This is a genomic window from Micromonospora sp. NPDC050495 (assembly GCF_040655175.1).
In the GTDB taxonomy this organism is placed as follows: Bacteria; Actinomycetota; Actinomycetes; order Mycobacteriales; family Micromonosporaceae; genus Micromonospora.
This window is the reverse complement of sequence record NZ_JBFAJK010000017.1, coordinates 19,619-37,053: the sequence shown is the minus strand read 5'-3', so window position 1 is coordinate 37,053 and position 17,435 is coordinate 19,619. Positions and strand designations below refer to the sequence as shown.

Genomic DNA, 17,435 nt, shown 5'->3' with positions numbered 1-17,435 from the left:
ACCGACGTGACCGTGCCGGGACGAAGCCCTCGCCGGCCACACCCCTGCCGTCGGGCATGCGGCGGCGAAGGCTCGTGACGGGTACTGCCTGGGCTCCGTGAGCGGTATGCATGATAGCCGGACTTGCGAGTCCATTCCTGGGTTCGACGTCGACTGGAATCCGCCGGAGCTCCCTGGTCTAAACCGCCATTCTGCGCAGGTCAACACCCCCCGAGGTGAAGGTTGTCGAGGGCCGAGCGGCTCTGGCGATGACTGATCAAGTGGACTATTCGGTCCGGGAGAGGCTAGCCTGCGGAGGTACTCGATCGCGGGGCGACACGCCCGGCCGCAGCCCCGCTCAGACGGCGGCCCGGCTGCTGCTGGAACTGCGTACCTGGACCCCTTACCACCAAGATCTACAGGAAGGCGCGGCCGATGGAAACCGATCAGGATCGTGTCATCGCATCTGCCCGAGCTGTCCTTCCGGCCACCGAGCGCCGGCGCACGGACATGACCAGCCACGGCTTCACGTTCGTCGCCGATGAACCGCACAACGGCGCACTCGGCGACGGCCCGACGCCGACGGAGTACCTGTTGATGGCGCTCGCGTCGTGCACCGCCCAGACGCTGCGGCAGTACGTCGACTACAAGTACGACACTGCCGGTGACATCACCGTCGAGATCGAATACCACGAGCCCGTGCGGGAAGGCGCGGAGCGGTACCTCAAGCGCACGATCACGTTGAGCGAGGACCCTGACCCCGACGACCTGAAGGTGATGCATGAGATCGCCGAGAAGTCCCCGGTGACCCTGCTGATCCAGTTCGCCTGGAGCGTGCGGACCGAGTTCGTCGGCCCGGCTTGATCAGTTATCCAGGCCGACCCGGCCAGCGCGCCGGAAGGTGACGTGTGACCGGGACCAGGATGAGCGGCCGGACGATCTGGAAGCGCACTCTGGCGCCACCGCTGCGAGCCTTTCTGCGGACCGAGTCCGGCAGCGCCGGTGTGCTCGTGACCGCCATCGTCGCCGCACTGCTCTGGGCCAACATCGACCTCAACTCCTACGAAGCCCTGTGGCGCACCCCACTGTCCCTACGCCTCGGGCACCTCGAGCTCTCCCGCGACCTGCACACCTGGATCAACAGCGGCTTGATGACGCTGTTCTTCCTGGTCGTCGGCCTCGAGACGCGGCGCGAGTTCGACCTGGGTGACCTCCGCGACCGGCGACGATTCGTGCTGCCCGCCGTGGCCGGCGTGATCGGCATGCTGATCCCGGTGCTGGTCTTCCTGGCGATCAACCACGGTGGGCCGGGCGCGCATGGCTGGGGTGTGGCCATGTCGACCGACACCGCTCTGGCGTTGGGCCTGCTGGCACTGCTCGGTCGCGGCGTGCCCGACCAGGTCCGGATCTTTCTGCTCACCGTGTTCGTGGTCGACGACCTGATCGCACTCATCGTCATCGCCCTCGTCTACAGCGACGACATCAGAATGACGCCCATCGTGGTGGCCGTCGCGGCGTTCGCGGTCATGCTGGCCCTCCGCGCGGCCGGCGTGAGACGTGGCGCGGCGTACGCGCCGGTCGCCGTCGTGATGTGGGGCGCGCTTCTGGTCAGCGGAGTCGACCCGGTGGTGGCCGGACTGGCCATCGGGCTGACCGCGTTCGCCTACTCTCCGGGACGCGCCGAGCTCGAGCAGGTCAGCGGACTGTTCCGGTCGTTCCGTGAGCAGCCGACGCCCACGCTCGCGCGGACGGCGTCGATCGGCCTCGCGAACACGCTGTCGCCCAACGACCGCCTTCAGCGCATCTACCATCCCTGGTCCAGCTACCTCATCGTGCCGCTGTTCGGCCTGGCCAACGCCGGCATCAGCATCGACGGTCCGTTCCTGGCCCAGGCGTTCACCTCACCTCTGACCTGGGGCGTGCTGCTCGCGTATGTCGTCGGCAAGCCGCTCGCCGTGATCGGCACCTCGGCCGGGCTCACCTGGGTCTCACGCGGTCGCATCCGTCCGGCCGTGGGCTGGGCGGGCGTGCTCGGAAGCGGCACGATCGCCGGCGTCAGCTTCACCGTGTCGCTGCTGATCGCCGGCCTGGCCTTCACCGGCGACCACCTGGCCGAGGCCAAGGTCGGGGTGCTCAGCGCCGCGATCGTGTCCTCGGCGCTGACCTGGACCGCGTTCCGGGTCACCCACATGTTGCCCAAGGACACGCGCATCCGGGCGCTGTTCGGCGACATGACGGAGCTGACCGACCTCATCCCCGACGTTGACGAGCAGCGGGACCACGTCCGCGGCCCGGCCGACGCGTCGGTGACGCTGGTGCAGTACGGCGACTTCCAGTGCCCGTACTGCGGGAGGGCCGAGCCGGCCGTCCGACAGCTGCTGGGCCACGCCGACCTGCGTTTCGTGTGGCGCCACCTGCCGCTGCCAGACGTGCACCCGCACGCCCAGCTCGCCGCGGAGGCCGCCGAAGCGGCGGCCGCCCAGGGCAAGTTCTGGCAGATGCACGACCTGCTGCTCGACCACCAGGACAAGCTGAGCCTCACCGATCTGCTCGGATACGCCGGCGACCTCGGCCTGGATCAGAAGCGCTTCCACGACGAGCTCACGAGCCACGCCCACGCCGCTCGCATCGACCGCGACATCGACTCGGCCGACCACAGCGCAGTGTCCGGCACCCCGACCTTCTTCATCAACGGCCGCCGCCACCACGGCGCCTACGACATCGCGACCCTGACCACCGCCATTCGTACGGCCCGCGCCCGGGCCCGCCTCGGCCGCGCTGGGCCGGCGACCGGTGACCAGGCGCGTCCCGTCGACGTGACGGCACGCCGGTAGGCCGTCAGGTCGCGCCGTGCGACCTCCTGCCGGGACGGGACGCGACCGGAGCGTCACGAGGATCCGGGACCTCGTCGAGGCGTGCGCGGAAGCGCCGGCGCGTTGGCGCGTTCGGCGGATCGGCCGAGGTCACCGGCCTTCGGCGAGCCGGGTGTGCAGGCGGGTCCGGCAGGCCGGCCATTCCGAGGCGAGGATGGAGTACATCGCGGAGTCCCGGAGCAGGCCCTCCTCACCCGGCGCCCAGGACCGCGACCAGCAGCGCAGCACGCCCTCGAACTGCGCGCCCACCCCCTCGATCGCCGCGCGGGAGCGCGCGTTGCGCGCGTCGGTCTTGAGGTCGACGCGGGCCACCCGCCACTGCTCGAACGCGTGGGCGAACAGCAGGAACTTGGCCTCGGTGTTCAGCCCGCTGCCCTGGGCCGAAGCGGCCAGCCAGGTGAAACCGACCTCGACCGCGCACAACTCGTCGCGGTCCGGCCACAGCCGCGGATCCCAGTAGGCGGTCGCCCCAACGGCGCGTCCGGACGCCTTGGCCACCTGCGCGTACGGCAGCAAACTCCCGGCCGCGGCCCGGGCCAGCTGAGCATCGATGTAGTCGCTCACCTCGCCCGCGGTGGGCACCCACGTGAAGCGGTACGAGGTCCGGTCCTCCTCGGCCGCTCTGGCCAGGTCCGCGGCGTGCCGGTGCTCCAGCGGCTCCAGCCGGACACGTTCACCGTCGAGCAGCGGCGCGGTCAGTCTCGTGGGGAATGGCAGGGGAGTGCTCCGTCCGCGACTTGCCTGGCACACCCTGTGCCGGGCCGGGTCCTCACCCGGAGCACCCCACCCGCGTAGGAGGGTTGCCGGCCAGCAAGCCGGGGCTTCGCGCTGGCACTCATGACCTGGCGTCACGGTAGCGACGGTGTTGGGGCCGACGCAATCCACATTTCCACGCCTGACAGGTGCGCGAGCGCCGCTGCCGGCCGGTCGGGTTCGGACGCCGGACCCGTGACCCCGGCGAGGTCCGCGCCTTCCTCGACCGGACCGTCGCGAACCTGCCCGCCGCGCGGCGCCTGGCCCGGGTGGTCGGCCGCTGGGGCTCGTCCTGGCGCAGACCGGAGGTCTTGCGGAGCAGTTCGTATACAACATACGCTCCCCGAATCGCCCACTCGAGGAGCTCCCAATGACGAACCTCAGTGACCCGAGCCTGCGAAGGCTCTCCCCATTACGGGCAGCTGTGGCGGCGCTCGCCGTCGCCTGCACCGTCGTAGCGTGCTCGCCGGTGTCGAACGACGAGGGCGGCGCCAAGTCCGGTGAGGACCAGGCGGCAGGACAGGACAACTTCGGTACGCCGGCCGACCCGGCCGCCGTGAAGAAGGGCGGCAAGCTGGTCATCGCCCTCTCCGCGGAGCCCGACGCGCTGGACCCGACGCTGTCGCGCAGCCTCTACTCGCGCTACGTCTTCCAGGCCATCTGCCAGAAGCTCTACGACGTCAACGAGCAGGCCCAGGTCGTACCGCAGCTGGCCACCGCCCTGCCGAGCACCAGCAGCGACGGCAGGACGGTCACCATCCCGCTGCGCCAGGGCGCGCGGTTCGCGGACGGGACGCCGTTCGACTCCGCCGCGGTCAAGGCCACCCTGCAACGGCACCTGACCAACGCCCGCTCCGCGCGCAAGAGCGAACTCGGTCCCATCGAAACCGTCGACGCGCCCGACGCCAACACCGTCGTGATCCACCTGAAGCAGCCGTTCGCGCCGCTGGTCGGGGCGCTGGCGGACCGGGCCGGCATGATCATGAGCCCGAAGGCGCTGCAGAGCCTCGGCGACAACTTCGCCAACGCGCCGGTCTGCGTCGGCCCGTTCAAGTTCGCCAAGCGGGTGCCGCAGAACTCCATCGACGTGGTCCGCGACCCGAACTTCTACGACGCCAGCAAGGTCAACTTCGACGCCATCTCCTGGCACATCCTCAGCGACGCGAGCATCCGGGCGGCCAACCTGCGCTCCGGCGACGCGCAGGTCGCCGACAGCATCTCCACCCAGGACTACGCCGCGTTGCGCGGCGACTCCTCGCTCACCGTGCTCCAGTCCCAGTCGCTGGGCTACCAGGGGCTCACCTTCAACATCGGCAACGTCGACGGCGTCGGCACCCCGCCGAAGCCGATCAACCGGCCGATCGCGCAGAACGCCAAGGTCCGGCAGGCCTTCGAGTACGCCCTCGACCGCAAGGCGCTGGTCCAGGCCGTCTTCAACGGACTCTTCGCCCCCGCCTGCTCACCGATCTCGCCGGCCAGCCCGTTCTCGTCCGAGCAGGCGCAGACGTGCGTCCCGCACGATCCCGCCAAGGCCAAGCAGTTGCTGTCCGAGGCCGGCGTGCAGACGCCGTACCCGGTGGCCATGCTCATCTCGAACACGCCCGACTCGCTGCGCCTCGCGCAGGCGTTGCAGGCCATGGTCAAGGACGGCGGGTTCGACCTGAAGATCAACCCGGTGGAGTACTCCTCGCTCCTCGACGAGCAGGACCGCGGCAACTTCGAGCTGCTGCAACTGGGCTGGAGCGGGCGGATCGACCCGGACGCCAACATCACCAACTTCGTCGGCACCGGCGGCAGCCAGAACGTCTCCGGCTACAGCAACCCGCAGCTCGACACCGCGCTCACCCAGGCCCGGCAGTCCAACGACATCGAGGAGCGCAAGAAGCTCTACGGGCAGGCGGTGGCGATCCTCCAGCAGGACGACGCGCTGATCTACCTCTACCGGCAGCGGAACCTGACCGCCGTCTCGCAGAAGATCCAAGGCCTGCAGGTCTTCCCGGACGGCGTGATCCGGGCGGCCTTCGCCGGGTTCACCAAGTAGGTCATGTCGTGGCTCGCTATCTGCTCACCCGTGCCTGGCACTCGGCGTTGACGCTGCTGCTGTCGACGGTCGTGGTGTTCCTCGGGGTGCGGGCGCTGCCCGGGGACCCGGCCCTCGCCCTCGCCGGCGAGGACCGGTCCCCGGAGGCGCTGGAGGCCATCCGGCACCACTACGGGCTCGACCAGCCGCTGCCGATCCAGTTCGGGCAGTACGTGGCGCGCGTCGTGCAGGGCGACTTCGGGGTGTCGATCCGGACCGGGATACCGGTCTCCTCGATGCTCGGCACCGCCCTGCCCGTCACCGTCGAACTGTCCCTGCTGGCGATCGTCCTCGCCGCCGCGCTCGGCGTCGGGGCCGGGGTGCTCGCGGCGGTCCGCCGCGGGCGCCCCGCCGAGTGGCTGGCCAACGGGCTGGCCCTGATCGGCCTGTCGGTGCCGCACTTCTGGCTCGGACTGCTGGCGATCCTCTACCTCTCCGTGGCGGCCGGGCTCTTCCCGGCCTCCGGCTTCGTGCCCCTGCTCCAGGACCCGGTGGACAACCTGCACCACATCGTCCTGCCGGCCGTCATTCTCGGCACCGGCCTCGCCGCCATCATCATGCGGCAGACCCGGTCGGCGATGCTGGAGGCGCTCTCCTCCGACCACGTCCGGACGGCGAAGGCGAAGGGTCTGCGGCCCCGGGCCGTCATCACCCGGCACGCCCTGCGCAACAGCCTGATCGTGGTGGTGACGATCGTCGGCCTGCAACTCGGTGGCCTGATCTCCGGCGCCGTCGTCACCGAGCAGATCTTCGGGCTGCCCGGCTTCGGCAAGATGACCATCGACGCGGTGTTCCAGCGGGACTACCCGGTGATCCAGGCGGTCGTCCTGCTCACCGCCACCGCGTACATCGTGATCAATTTCCTGGTGGACCTGCTCTACTCGGTCATCGATCCGCGCATCCGGGTGACGGGGGAGCCGGCATGACCGTCCTCAGCGTACCGATGGCGGACGCCGCTCCCGCCGGCATCAGCCGGCGCGCCCGGGTCCTGCGGCGACTGCGCCGCAACCCGCTCGCCGTGGTGAGCTTCGTGGTGCTCGCGCTCGCGGCCGTCGTCGCCCTGCTCTCGCCGTGGATCGCGCCGCACGAGGTCCAGCAGACCGATTTCGCCCACACGTTCTCCCCGCCGGGCACCCCCGGGCACCTGCTGGGCACCGACGACCTGGGCCGGGACGTACTGTCCCGGATCATGCTGGGCGCACGCGCCTCGCTGCAGGTGGCGTTCCTGGCGGTGGCCACCTCGCTGGTCATCGGGGTGCCGCTCGGCCTGGCCGCCGGCTACTTCCGGTCCTGGGACGCGGTGATCTCGCGCTTCACCGACCTGCTGCTCGCCTTCCCGTTCCTGATCATGGCGGTGGGGTTGGCGGCCATCCGCGGCGCCAGCCTCACCAACGCGGCCGTGGCCGTCGGGATCGCCCAGATCCCCGGCGTGATCCGGGTGGTCCGCTCGGACACCCTGCGGCTCAAGTCGCTCGACTTCGTCGCCGCGGCCGTGGTGGACGGGGCCAGCGACCTGTGGGTGCTCGCCCGGCACATCCTGCCGAACGCGACGTCGGTGATCCTGGTGCAGGCCACCGTGGCGATCCCGGCCGCGATCCTGGGCGAGGCGGTGCTCTCCTTCCTCGGCCTCGGCATCCAGCCCCCCGCGCCCAGCCTGGGCACCATGCTGGCCACCGCCCAGCAGTTCGCCGCCCGGGCACCCTGGGCCGCGGTCCTGCCCGGCGTCGTCATCATGGGCCTGGCGCTGGCGTTCAACGTCTTCGGCGACGCCCTCCGGGACGCCCTCGACCCGAAGGGAGACCGGCGATGACCACGGTCGAACGGGCGGCCGCCTCCGCCGCCGCGGTCGGTTCGCCCGTCCTGGCGGTACGCGACCTGTCGGTCTCGTTCCGCACCGAGAGCGGGACGGTCTCGGCGGTGGACCGGGTCAGCCTGGACCTCGCCTCCGGCGAGATCGTCGGGATGGTGGGCGAGTCCGGCTGCGGCAAGAGCGTCACCGCGATGAGCATCGCCGGCCTGCTGCCGGACAGCGCGCGGGTCACCGGCTCCGTCCGGCTGGAGGGCGCCGAACTGGTCGGCGCCCGGGAGTCGGTGCTGCGCCGGGTGCGCGGCAAGGAGATCGCGTACATCTTCCAGGAGCCGATGACCTCGCTGAACCCGGTGCTCACCGTGGGCCGGCAGATCGGGGAGGTGCTGCAGGTCCACGAGCGGATGTCCAAAAAGGCGGCCCGGGCCCGCGCCGTCGAGCTGCTGTCGCTCGTCGGCATCCCGTCCGCCGCGACCCGCGTCGACAACTACCCGCACCAGCTCTCCGGCGGCATGCGCCAGCGCGTGATGATCGCGATGGCGGTGGCCTGCGGCCCGAAGGTGCTGGTCGCCGACGAACCCACCACCGCCCTGGACGTCACGGTCCAGGCCGGCATCCTGCAGGTGCTGCGGGACCTGCGGGACCGGCTCGGCACCACCATCCTGGTGATCACCCACGACCTCGGCGTGATCGCCGACATCGCCGACCGGGTCGTCGTCATGTACGCCGGGCGGGTGGTGGAACGGGCACCGGTCGTCGACCTGTTCGCCCAGCCCCGGCACCGGTACACCGCCGGGCTGCTGGCGGCCTCGCCGACGCCGGGCAAGCACGCCGGCACCGAGCGGCTGCAGGAGATCCCCGGCCTGGTGCCGGTGCTGTCCGCCCAGCCCGACGCCTGCACCTTCGCGGATCGCTGCCCCGCCGCCGACGAGCGGTGCCGGCAGGCCGCGCCCCCGCTCGACCCGGTCGGCACCGCGGTGACCGACCACCTCGCGGCCTGCTGGCATCCGTGCCCGGCGCCGCGGACGCAGCCCCAGGAGGCGACCGGATGACGCCGCAACCGAACGCCCTCGAACTCGAGGACCTGGTGATGCACTTCGGGCCGGTACGGGCCGTGGATGGGGTGTCCCTCACCATCCCCAAGGGCCGGGTCACCGCGCTGGTGGGGGAGAGCGGCTCCGGCAAGTCGACCGTGGGCCGCTGCGTGGTACGGCTGGAGAAGCCCACCGCCGGTGCGGTCCGCATCGCCGGCACCGACGTCACCGGGCTGACCCGGCGGCAGCTGCGCCGGCACCGCAACGACGTGTCGATCGTCTTCCAGGACCCCGCCGGCTCGCTGGACCCGCGGATGCTGGTCGGCGAGATCGTGGCCGAGCCGCTGCGGCTCTCCGGTAAGCGGATCAGCCGCCGCGACCGGGCGGCCCGGGTGGCCGAGGAACTCGGCCGGGTGGGGCTGCGGGCCGAGGTCGCCCGCCGGTATCCGCACGAACTCTCCGGCGGGCAACGCCAGCGGGTCAGCATCGCCCGCGCGCTGATCTCCGAGCCGAAGCTGCTCATCGCCGACGAGCCGACCAGCGCGCTCGACGTGTCGGTGCAGGCCTCGGTGCTCAACCTCCTCGCCGACCTGCAACGCGACATCGGGTTCGCCTGCCTCTTCATCACCCACGACCTGTCCGCGGTCGAGTACCTGGCCGACGACATCGCCGTCATGTACCTCGGCCAACTGGTGGAGCAGGGCCCGCGCGAGCGGATCTTCACCCGCCCGGCCCACCCGTACACCCAGGCGCTGCTGGCGGCCGCGCCGGTGGCCGACCCGGTGCGCCAGCGACAGCGGCAACCGGTGCTGCTCGGCGACGACCTGCCGTCCGCGCTGGACCCGCCGTCGGGCTGCCGCTTCCGTACCCGGTGCACGCTGGCCTTCGACCGGTGCGCCACCGAGGTGCCCGCCCAGGTGGCGTTCGGCGGCGGGATGGCCGCCTGCCACCTGGTCCAGCCCGACGGCACCCGGCCCGACGTCCGGGCCGCCGACCAGAGTGAGGTGTTGTCATGACGTTCACCACCAGGCCGACCCTGCAGGGAACCTTCGGGATGGTGTCCTCGACGCACTGGCTGGCCAGCCAGTCCGCGATGGGGATCCTCGAGCGCGGTGGAAACGCCTTCGACGCCGCGGTCACCGCCGGGTTCGTCCTGCACGTCGTCGAGCCGCACCTGAACGGGCCCGGCGGTGAGGTGCCGGCCATCGTGGCCACCGCGCAGGACCCGACCCCGAAGGTGCTCTGCGGGCAGGGGCCGGCGCCCGCCGGCGCCACCATCGCGCACTTCCGCTCCCTCGGGATGGACCTCATCCCCGGCTCCGGCCCGCTCGCCGCGGCCGTCCCCGGCGCCGTGGACGCCTGGCTGCTGCTGCTGCGCGACCACGGCACCTGCTCGCTGGAGGAGGTGCTGGAGCCGGCGATCGGCTACGCCGGCGCGGGCCACCCGCTGGTCGGCCGGGTCGGCGACACCGTGGCCGCCGTGCGGTCGCTCTTCGCCGAACACTGGCCGACCTCCGCCCAGCTCTGGCTCCGCGGCGGCCGGCCGCCGGCGGCGGGGGAGCTGTTCACCAACCGGGCGTACGCGCAGACCCTGCGACGACTGGTCGACGCCGGCCGGGCGGCGGGCGCGGACCGGGAGGCGCAGATCGAGGCCGCGCGTCGCGCCTGGGCCGAGGGGTTCGTCGCCGAGGCGATCGACCGGTTCAGCCGGCAGCCCTTCCAGGACTCCAGCGGACGCCCGCACGCCGGCCTGGTCACCGGCGCGGACCTGGCCGGGTTCCGGGCCAGCTGGGAGGAGCCGGCCACCCTGGACTGGCACGGCTGCACGGTGGCGAAGACCGGCTTCTGGGGGCAGGGCCCGGTGCTGTTGCAGACCCTGGCGATCCTCGACGCGCTCGACGACCCCGCGGTGTACGACCCGTCCACCGCGGCCGGGATCCACGCCCAGGCCGAAGCCCTCAAACTCGCCTTCGCCGACCGGGAGGCCTGGTACGGCGACGGGCCCGCGCCCGCGAAGGCGCTGCTTTCCGGCGAGTACGCGCGGGAGCGCGCCGGCCTCGTCGGGGAACGCGCGTCGGCGCGGTTGCGACCGGGCCGCCCCGAGGGCGCCGAGCCGCGCCTCCCGGCGCACGTGCGGCGCGGCGGCGACGGCCGGGTCGACCCGGCGGACCCCACGACGGGCGAGCCGACGGTGCAGTCGGACGGGGTGACCCGGGGCGACACCTGTCACGTCGACGTGGTCGACCGGTGGGGCAACATGATCTCGGCGACCCCGAGCGGCGGCTGGTTGCAGAGCTCGCCCACCATTCCGGACCTCGGCTTCCCCCTCGGCAGCCGGCTGCAGATGTTCTGGTTGGAGGAGGGGCTGGCCTCGTCGCTGGCGCCGGGACGCCGGCCGCGTACCACGCTGAGCCCGACCATGGTGCACCGCGACGGGAAGCCCGTCCTGGCCTTCGGCACGCCCGGGGGCGACCAGCAGGACCAGTGGCAACTGCTGTTCCTGCTGCGCCACCTGGTCGGCGGCCAGGACCTGCAGGAGGCCATCGACGCGCCGATGTGGCACACCATCAGCCTGCCGGGCTCGTTCTATCCGCGCGACATCGAACCCGGCGTGCTCGTGGCGGAGGACCGGCTGGACGAGGAGGTGCTGGCGGCGCTGCGCGCCCGGGGGCACGAGGTGCGGCTGTCCGGCGCGTGGACCCTGGGCCGCCTGTGCGCGGTGACCCGCGACCCGGGCACCGGCGTGCTGGCGGCCGGCGCGAACCCGCGGGGCATGCAGGGCTACGCCTGCGGCCGCTGACCCTCAGCGGGCCCCGTATCCGGCCTCGGCGTTCTCAAACGCGGCGGCGGAGGCGGCGTCGAGGTGGGCCTGCGCGGCCCGCTCGGCCCGGTCACCGTCGCCGGACTCGATGGCGTCGACCAGTTGGATGTGCTCGGCCCACGAGTGTGGTGCCCGTTCCGCGGCGCCCAGCCGGAAGACCCACTGCACATGGAGGTAGAGCGCCTTGGCGATCGACAACAGCCACGGGTTGCCGCTGATCTCGAGGATCCGCAGGTGCAGGGCGCTGTTCAGCTCGGCGACCCGGGCCAGGTCCTGCCGCTGCGTCGCCGCGCGGCCCTGCTCCAGCAGGCCCCGCAGGGCGGCCACGTCCGCCGCCGTGGCCCGCTCGGCCGCCAGCCGGGCGGCCAGCGACTCCAGGCGCTGGCGGACGGCGAACATGTCCGCGACGGTCGCGGTGCTCGGGGAGGCGACCACCGCGCCGCGACGCGGCAGGATCACCACGAAACCCTCCGCCTCGGCGACGCGCAACGCCTCCCGGACCGGGTTGCGGGAGACCGCGAAGTCCTCCGCGAGCCGATCCTCGGTCAGCCGTTCGCCGGGCAGGTAGTGGCCGTCGATGATGGCGGTCCGCAAGGCGGCGAGGACCTGGTCGCGTAGCGGCAGGTGCTGAGCGCCGAGCTTGCCTCGCAGGTCATCAGCCAACCTGACCACCTCTCCATGAACCGTCCAGGCAGAGCGTATACGAAGAACAATTTGCGGAGGACAGCCGACCGTGCCGAAAACAGCGCCATCCGTCAGCCGCTTGCGCGCCGCACCGCCGGGGAGCCCGGACCTCGCCCGCCGGCGGCAGGCCCTCGTCGTCGTGCTCACCTTCCTGACCGGGAGCGCCGACGCCATCGGTTTCCTGGCCCTCGGCGGGGCCTTCTCCAGCGTCATGACGGGCAACATGGTCCTGCTCGGGCTCTCCGCGGGCCGCGGCGACGCCGACCTCGCCCTCACCTCGGGCTGCGCCATCCTCAGCTTCATCGCCGGAGTCCTCGCGGGCGCCCGCCTGGCCGGCCCGGCGCAGCCGGACGACCCGGTCTGGCCCCGCCGGGTCACCCACACGCTGGTCCTGGAACTGCTGGTGTTCGTCGTCTTCCTCGTCGTCTGGGTGGTCACCCTGCCCAACCGGTCGCCACCGGTCGACCTCGGGCTGCTGATGCTGTCGGCGGCGGCGCTGGGCGTGCAGAGCAGCGCCATCCAGCGCTTCGGCGTGCCGGGCCTGTCCTCCACGTACCTGACCGGCACGCTCACCAGCCTGATCGCCGGGGTGGCCGCCCGCCGCCCGTGGCACCACCTGCGGCCCAAGGCCCACGTCCTGCTGGCCCTGATCACCGGCGCGGTGGTCGGCTCGCTGCTGGCCCGGCAGTTGCCCGCCTGGTCGCCGGTGCTGTTGCTCGCGCCCCTCGTGCTGGTCATCGCCGTGTCGGCCCGGATGGCGGAATAGGTCGGCCCGGCGGCTCACGCGCCCGCCGAGCGGTCCCGCCGGCGCCGCCCACGCGCCGGGACGGGTGCCGCCGGCCGGTCGGCCGGACCGGTCAGGAATCGAGAAGCACCGGCGGCACGGCCGCGCCTAGCGTGATCGCCATGACCTCCATCGAGTCCCTCACCCTCGACGTCACCGACCCCGCCGGCGCCACCGCCTTCTACACCGACTTCGGCCTGGCCGACCACGTGCGGGTACGCGCCACGGAGGCGCCCACGTCCGGCTTCCGCGGCTTCGTGCTCTCCCTCGTGGTGTCCCAGCCCAGCACCGTCGACACCCTCGTCGGCGCCGCCCTCGCCGGCGGGGCCACCGAGCTGAAGCGGGCAAAGAAGAGCTTCTGGGGGTACGGCGGCGTCGTGCAGGCCCCGGACGGGACGATCTGGAAGGTCGCCACGTCGGCGAAGAAGGACACCGGCCCCGCCAGTCGGCGGATCGACGACATCGTGCTGCTGCTCGGCGTGGCGGACGTGAAGGCGAGCCGGCAGTTCTACGTCGAGCGCGGGCTGGCCGTGGCGAAGAGCTTCGGCAGTAAGTACGTCGAGTTCGCCACCCCGGCCTCGTCGGTCAAGCTGGCGCTCTACGGGCGGCGCGCCGCCGCCAAGGACGCCGGCGTCTCCCCGGACGGCACCGGCTCGCACCGGCTCGTCATCGGCAGCGACGCCGGCCCCTTCACCGACCCGGACGGGTTCACGTGGGCGGCCTGAGGATCGCGGTCACCGGCGGCACCGGCCGGGTCGGCGGACAGGTGGCGCGGAGGCTTGCCGCCGAGGGGCCGCACGACGTCGTCGCGCTGTCGAGCCGTACCGCCCCGTACGACGACCCGGCCGCGCTGCGGGCCGCGTTGGCCGGGGTCGACACCCTGGTGTTCGTCTCCAGCGACGGCGAGGCCGCCCGGGTGATCGTCCACCACCAGCACGTGCTGGACGCGGCGGAAGCGTCCGGCGTCCGACACGTGGTGCTGCTCAGCGGCGTGGACGCGGACGTGGACTCGCCGTTCTGCTACGCGCACACCAACGGGCACACCGAGCGGCTGCTGCGCGCCTCCGGCCTGCCGTACTCGATCGCCCGCGCCGGCCTGTTCACCGAGTTCTTCGTCGGCCTGATCCGGCAGGTCGGCGCGAGCCACGGCGGGACGGTGGCGCTCCCGGCCGGGGCCGGCCGGGTCGCCCTGGTCGCGCGGGACGACGTGGCGGGTTGTCTGGCCGCGCTGGCGCTGCGCGGACCCACCAACGGCCACCACGACGTGACCGGGCCGGAGAGCCTTCCCGTCGAGGCGGTCGTCGCGGCGGCCGGACACCGGTACGCCGACGCCACGCCGGCCGACTTCGCCGCCGCGCTGCTGCGGCACGGCGAGCAGCCGTGGTGGACCTACGCGTACGCCAGCATGTTCGAGTCCGTCCGGCAGGGCCGCTGGGCGGCGACCTCCGGCGCGGTGGCCGAGCTGACCGGCCGCGCCCCGACCCCGCTGCGGGACGTGCTGGCCGCCGCGCGCACCGGTGGGGTGTGACCGGCACCGACGTCGACTCCGGGCACTCGGGGCCGCCGAGGTCATGGGGAAAGCTCAGCTGCCGTTGTCAATGCGGGTGTCCACGGCGATCCAGTTCGTCTCCCACGTCACTCCGCCGTCGTCCGAGAAGGCCTGTTCGAACCTCGCCCGGTCCGGGCCCTGCCGGAAGATGAGGAAGCGCACCTTTATCGCGCGTCCCCCGAGTTGGTCGTCGCCGTAGAACTCGCCCACCGCGTCGTGGAACCGGCCGTACACGGACGGGGTGAGCAGTCCGTCGCGGAGGTTCACGAAGGTCAGGCTCCAGCGCCCTGCCTGGGGCTCATAGAGCCGCAGGTTCAGGCCCTCGATTCGTCCGTCCGGCCCCGAGACCGTAAGTTCGACGACATTCGCACGCCGGTCCAGCAGCCGACGCACGACGCTCGTACCCTCGAAATGGAGCCATTCATCCGCGGATCCGGAGAGCGGATCGGCGAGCACCCGCACCGTGGTATGCCAGGCACCGATCTCCCAGTCGAAGTCACGTTGCCCATCCTCGACAGCCGCCGAAGCCCTGAGGGGAGCCGCCGCCGCGCCGCCCGACGCCGCCGTCGCGGCCAGCATGAGAAGTGACAGGCACGGGATCAGGACCCGCCGGTACGGCCTGGTGATCTTGGCGTGGAGGTTCATGGTCCGACTATCTGAGCGGAGTACGCCCATGGACAAGAAGGCACCTGCGGGTAACCCCTCGCCGGCGCGCCCCAATCCGCTACCCGGCTGCCCGATGGCCGCCGCGTTCGCCGCGATCGGTGGGAAGTGGAAGCTGACGCTGGTGTACTGGCTGGCCCACGGCGAGTGCCACTTCGCCGGCCTCCGCCGTCTGGTCGCGCCGATCACGCCGAAAGTGCTGGCCGAGCAGCTACGCGAACTCGAGGCTGACGGGCTCGTCGAGCGCATCGTGACCGGACCCGTCCCGGCACCGATCATCTACCGGCTCACTCCCTACGGCAGCACGGTTCTGCCCGTGGTGGAAGGCGTCCGGGTCTGGGGCGAGGCGCACCTGCGACGCACCCACGGCCGAGCCGCACCCGACGAGCCGATGCGCTGCGCGCACGCGATCGCGTAGGCCCGCGGCCGGCCGTGCTCCGGCGAGTGGGGGAGTGCGTCAGCGGCCGCCGTAGAGGGCCTCGATGTCCGCGGCGCGCTGCTGCTGCACCGCCTCGCGTCTGACCTTCAACGTCGGGGTGAGTTCACCGTTGGCCTCGGTGAAGTCGTCGGGCAGGATCCGGAAGGCCTTGATCGCCTCGGCGTGCGAGACGGACCGGTTCGCCTGGTCGATCGCGTGCTGGACCTCGCCGCGCAGGGCGGGGTCCTCGCGCAACTCCGCCACCGACGCGTGCGGGCGGCCGTGCGCGTCGCCCCACCGGGTCAACGCCTGCGGGTCGATGGTGACCAGCGCGCCCACGTACGGCCGGCCGTTGCCGGTCAGCATGGACTGGCTGACCAGCGGGTGCGCGCGGACCTGGTCCTCGATCGGGGCGGGAGCGATGTTCTTGCCCTCCGCGGTCACCAGGATCTCCTTGGTGCGTCCGGTGATCCGCAGATAGCCGTCGTCGTCGAGGCTGCCCACGTCGCCGGTGCGGAACCAGCCGTCGGCGGTGAACGTCTCGCTGGTCGCGGCCGGGTTGTTCCAGTAGCCCCGGAAGACGACGTCGCTGCGGACCAGGATCTCCCCGTCGTCGGCGATGGCCACCTGCACACCGGGCAGCGGCCGGCCGACGGTGCCGATCCGCATGGCCGAGGGCCGGTTCGCCGCCAGCGCCGGGGAGGTCTCCGTCAGTCCGTAGCCTTCGAGGGCGGTGAGGCCGGCGCCCCGGAAGAAGTGCCCGAGCCGCTCACCGAGGGGCGCCCCACCGACGACGGCGACCCGGCAGCGTCCGCCGAACCCCGCCCGCAGCTTCCGGTAGACCAGCAGGTCCATCAGGCCCCGCAGCAGCCGGAGGCCGGTTCCGGGCCCGGACGGCGTGTCGAGCGACCGGCTGTACCGCGCCGCCACCCGGTCCGCGGCGGCGAACAGCCACCCCAGATGCCGGTCGGCGGCCCGCTGCCGCGCCCCGGTGTACGCCTTCTCGAACACCCGCGGCACCGCGAGGACGAACGTCGGCCGGTACCGGCGCAGCTGCTGGAGCACGCCGCGCGGGTTCGGGCTGTGCACCATCGTCGCCCGGGTCCGCACCATCCCCACCTGGACCATCCGGGCGAACGCGTGCGCCAGCGGCAGGAAGAGGACCGTCGACGCCTTCTGGTTGAACAGTTCGGGCAGCGCGGCGACCGCGTTGGCCACGTCGAGGTGGATGTTCCGGTGCGTCAGCACGCAGCCCTTCGGCCGCCCGGTGGTCCCGCTGGTGTAGACGATCGTCGCCGGGTCCGCGCCCGACACCGCGGCCCGCCGGCGTTCCACGGCCCCGTCGTCGACGGCCCGGCCCCGCTCCGCCAGCCGGACCAGGTCACCGGAGTCGATCCGCCACACCTCGCGCAGCTCCGGCAACCGGTCGCGGACGCCGGCCAGCAGCGCCGCGTGCTCGGCCGTCTCCACCACGCACCCCACCGCGCCCGAGTCGGCGAGGATCCAGGCCAACTGCTCGGCGCTGGACGTGTCGTACACCGGGACGGTCACCGCGCCGACCGCCCAGAGCGCGTAGTCGACCAGGGTCCACTCGTAGCGGGTGCGGCTCATCAACGCCACCCGCGCCCCCGGCTCCACGCCCGCGGCCAGCAGCCCGCGGGCCACCGCGAGCACGTCGTCGCGGAACTGCCCGCAGGTCACCACCGACGGGTCGGCGGCGGGGTGCGGCCAGGTCCGGGCGTCCGGGTCCGGGCGGCGGAACTGCACCGCGTCCGGGTCGCGCCGCGCGTTGTCCCACACCGCGTCGGCCAGCCCGACGGCCTCCCCGCCGGTGATCTCCGGTGGCACGCTGACGGTGCGCCGCATCACGGCCCTCGGTCCGGCGGTACGTCCCGGTCGGCCGGCGGCGCGGCCGGCCCAATCATTTCGTCGTCGTAGCGCCCCACGCCCCACCTCCGCTCCCGGCCCGCGATCCCGGCCGTGGCGTACC

The 17,435-nt window shown here is 72.5% G+C and carries 16 protein-coding genes and 1 riboswitch; of the genes, 12 read left to right on the top strand and 4 right to left on the bottom strand.

The features are described 5' to 3' along the window. Positions 1 to 414: 414 nt before the first annotated feature. Together AB0I11_RS18400 and nhaA are read left to right on the top strand one after the other, a co-directional pair. On the top strand, positions 415 to 843 hold the full coding sequence (locus AB0I11_RS18400) for an OsmC family protein (protein WP_357321314.1): 429 nt from the start codon (positions 415 to 417) through the stop codon (positions 841 to 843). Positions 844 to 887: 44 nt separating this feature from the next. Continuing rightward, positions 888 to 2,813: a Na+/H+ antiporter NhaA gene (gene nhaA, locus AB0I11_RS18395; protein ID WP_357321311.1), complete on the top strand. Its 1,926-nt coding sequence runs from the start codon at positions 888 to 890 to the stop codon at positions 2,811 to 2,813. A 129-nt stretch (positions 2,814 to 2,942) separates the two neighbouring features. Here nhaA and AB0I11_RS18390 read toward each other — a convergent pair whose 3' ends face one another. Further along, entirely contained in the window at positions 2,943 to 3,602 is a 660-nt protein-coding gene (locus AB0I11_RS18390; protein ID WP_357321308.1) for a GNAT family protein, read from the bottom strand. Further along, positions 3,581 to 3,695: riboswitch (SAM riboswitch) on the bottom strand. (Overlaps the previous gene by 22 nt.) Before the next feature lie 379 nt (positions 3,696 to 4,074). Here AB0I11_RS18390 and AB0I11_RS18385 point away from each other — a divergent pair. The 6 genes from AB0I11_RS18385 to AB0I11_RS18360 are packed head-to-tail and all read left to right on the top strand — an operon-like array spanning position 4,075 to position 11,326. After that, positions 4,075 to 5,646, top strand: a complete 1,572-nt coding sequence (locus tag AB0I11_RS18385; RefSeq protein ID WP_357321305.1) for an ABC transporter substrate-binding protein — start codon at positions 4,075 to 4,077, stop codon at positions 5,644 to 5,646. Positions 5,647 to 5,654: 8 nt separating this feature from the next. Continuing rightward, positions 5,655 to 6,611 carry an ABC transporter permease gene (locus AB0I11_RS18380; RefSeq protein ID WP_357321302.1) on the top strand — a complete coding sequence of 319 codons (957 nt, stop codon included), beginning with the start codon at positions 5,655 to 5,657 and terminating at the stop codon, positions 6,609 to 6,611. Beyond that, the gene (locus AB0I11_RS18375) at positions 6,608 to 7,495 is read left to right on the top strand and encodes an ABC transporter permease (protein WP_357321299.1); all 888 of its coding nucleotides are present in this window, start codon (positions 6,608 to 6,610) and stop codon (positions 7,493 to 7,495) included. The genes AB0I11_RS18380 and AB0I11_RS18375 overlap by 4 nt, the downstream gene beginning before the upstream one ends. Further along, on the top strand, positions 7,492 to 8,544 hold the full coding sequence (locus tag AB0I11_RS18370; protein WP_357321296.1) for an ABC transporter ATP-binding protein: 1,053 nt from the start codon (positions 7,492 to 7,494) through the stop codon (positions 8,542 to 8,544). The genes AB0I11_RS18375 and AB0I11_RS18370 overlap by 4 nt, the downstream gene beginning before the upstream one ends. Continuing rightward, positions 8,541 to 9,542: an oligopeptide/dipeptide ABC transporter ATP-binding protein gene (locus tag AB0I11_RS18365; protein WP_357321293.1), complete on the top strand. Its 1,002-nt coding sequence runs from the start codon at positions 8,541 to 8,543 to the stop codon at positions 9,540 to 9,542. Before AB0I11_RS18370 ends, AB0I11_RS18365 begins: the two co-directional genes overlap by 4 nt. Beyond that, positions 9,539 to 11,326 (top strand): gamma-glutamyltransferase family protein, encoded by a 1,788-nt coding sequence (locus AB0I11_RS18360; RefSeq protein WP_357321290.1) that lies wholly within the window; start codon positions 9,539 to 9,541, stop codon positions 11,324 to 11,326. Before AB0I11_RS18365 ends, AB0I11_RS18360 begins: the two co-directional genes overlap by 4 nt. A 3-nt stretch (positions 11,327 to 11,329) precedes the next feature. On the opposite strand, the gene AB0I11_RS18355 is transcribed toward AB0I11_RS18360, so the two are convergent. Then, the gene (locus AB0I11_RS18355; RefSeq protein WP_357321287.1) at positions 11,330 to 12,010 is read right to left on the bottom strand and encodes a GntR family transcriptional regulator; all 681 of its coding nucleotides are present in this window, start codon (positions 12,008 to 12,010) and stop codon (positions 11,330 to 11,332) included. Between the two features lie 100 nt (positions 12,011 to 12,110). Here AB0I11_RS18355 and AB0I11_RS18350 point away from each other — a divergent pair, with 100 nt between their 5' ends. From AB0I11_RS18350 to AB0I11_RS18340, 3 genes are all read left to right on the top strand, one after another. Beyond that, the gene (locus AB0I11_RS18350) at positions 12,111 to 12,797 is read left to right on the top strand and encodes a YoaK family protein (RefSeq protein WP_357321284.1); all 687 of its coding nucleotides are present in this window, start codon (positions 12,111 to 12,113) and stop codon (positions 12,795 to 12,797) included. Positions 12,798 to 12,937: 140 nt separating this feature from the next. After that, a complete protein-coding gene (locus tag AB0I11_RS18345) occupies positions 12,938 to 13,540 on the top strand; it encodes a glyoxalase (RefSeq protein ID WP_357321281.1) in 603 nt (200 codons plus the stop codon). Beyond that, on the top strand, positions 13,528 to 14,343 hold the full coding sequence (locus AB0I11_RS18340) for an NAD(P)H-binding protein (RefSeq protein WP_357321278.1): 816 nt from the start codon (positions 13,528 to 13,530) through the stop codon (positions 14,341 to 14,343). Before AB0I11_RS18345 ends, AB0I11_RS18340 begins: the two co-directional genes overlap by 13 nt. Positions 14,344 to 14,397: 54 nt before the next feature. On the opposite strand, the gene AB0I11_RS18335 is transcribed toward AB0I11_RS18340, so the two are convergent. Then, positions 14,398 to 15,009 carry a hypothetical protein gene (locus AB0I11_RS18335; protein ID WP_357321275.1) on the bottom strand — a complete coding sequence of 204 codons (612 nt, stop codon included), beginning with the start codon at positions 15,007 to 15,009 and terminating at the stop codon, positions 14,398 to 14,400. A gap of 28 nt (positions 15,010 to 15,037) precedes the next feature. Between AB0I11_RS18335 and AB0I11_RS18330 the strand changes: the two genes are divergently transcribed. Beyond that, a complete protein-coding gene (locus tag AB0I11_RS18330; RefSeq protein ID WP_357321272.1) occupies positions 15,038 to 15,445 on the top strand; it encodes a helix-turn-helix domain-containing protein in 408 nt (135 codons plus the stop codon). A 39-nt stretch (positions 15,446 to 15,484) separates the two neighbouring features. Here AB0I11_RS18330 and AB0I11_RS18325 read toward each other — a convergent pair whose 3' ends face one another. Then, positions 15,485 to 17,311: a long-chain fatty acid--CoA ligase gene (locus AB0I11_RS18325; RefSeq protein ID WP_357321269.1), complete on the bottom strand. Its 1,827-nt coding sequence runs from the start codon at positions 17,309 to 17,311 to the stop codon at positions 15,485 to 15,487. Positions 17,312 to 17,435 lie beyond the last annotated feature (124 nt).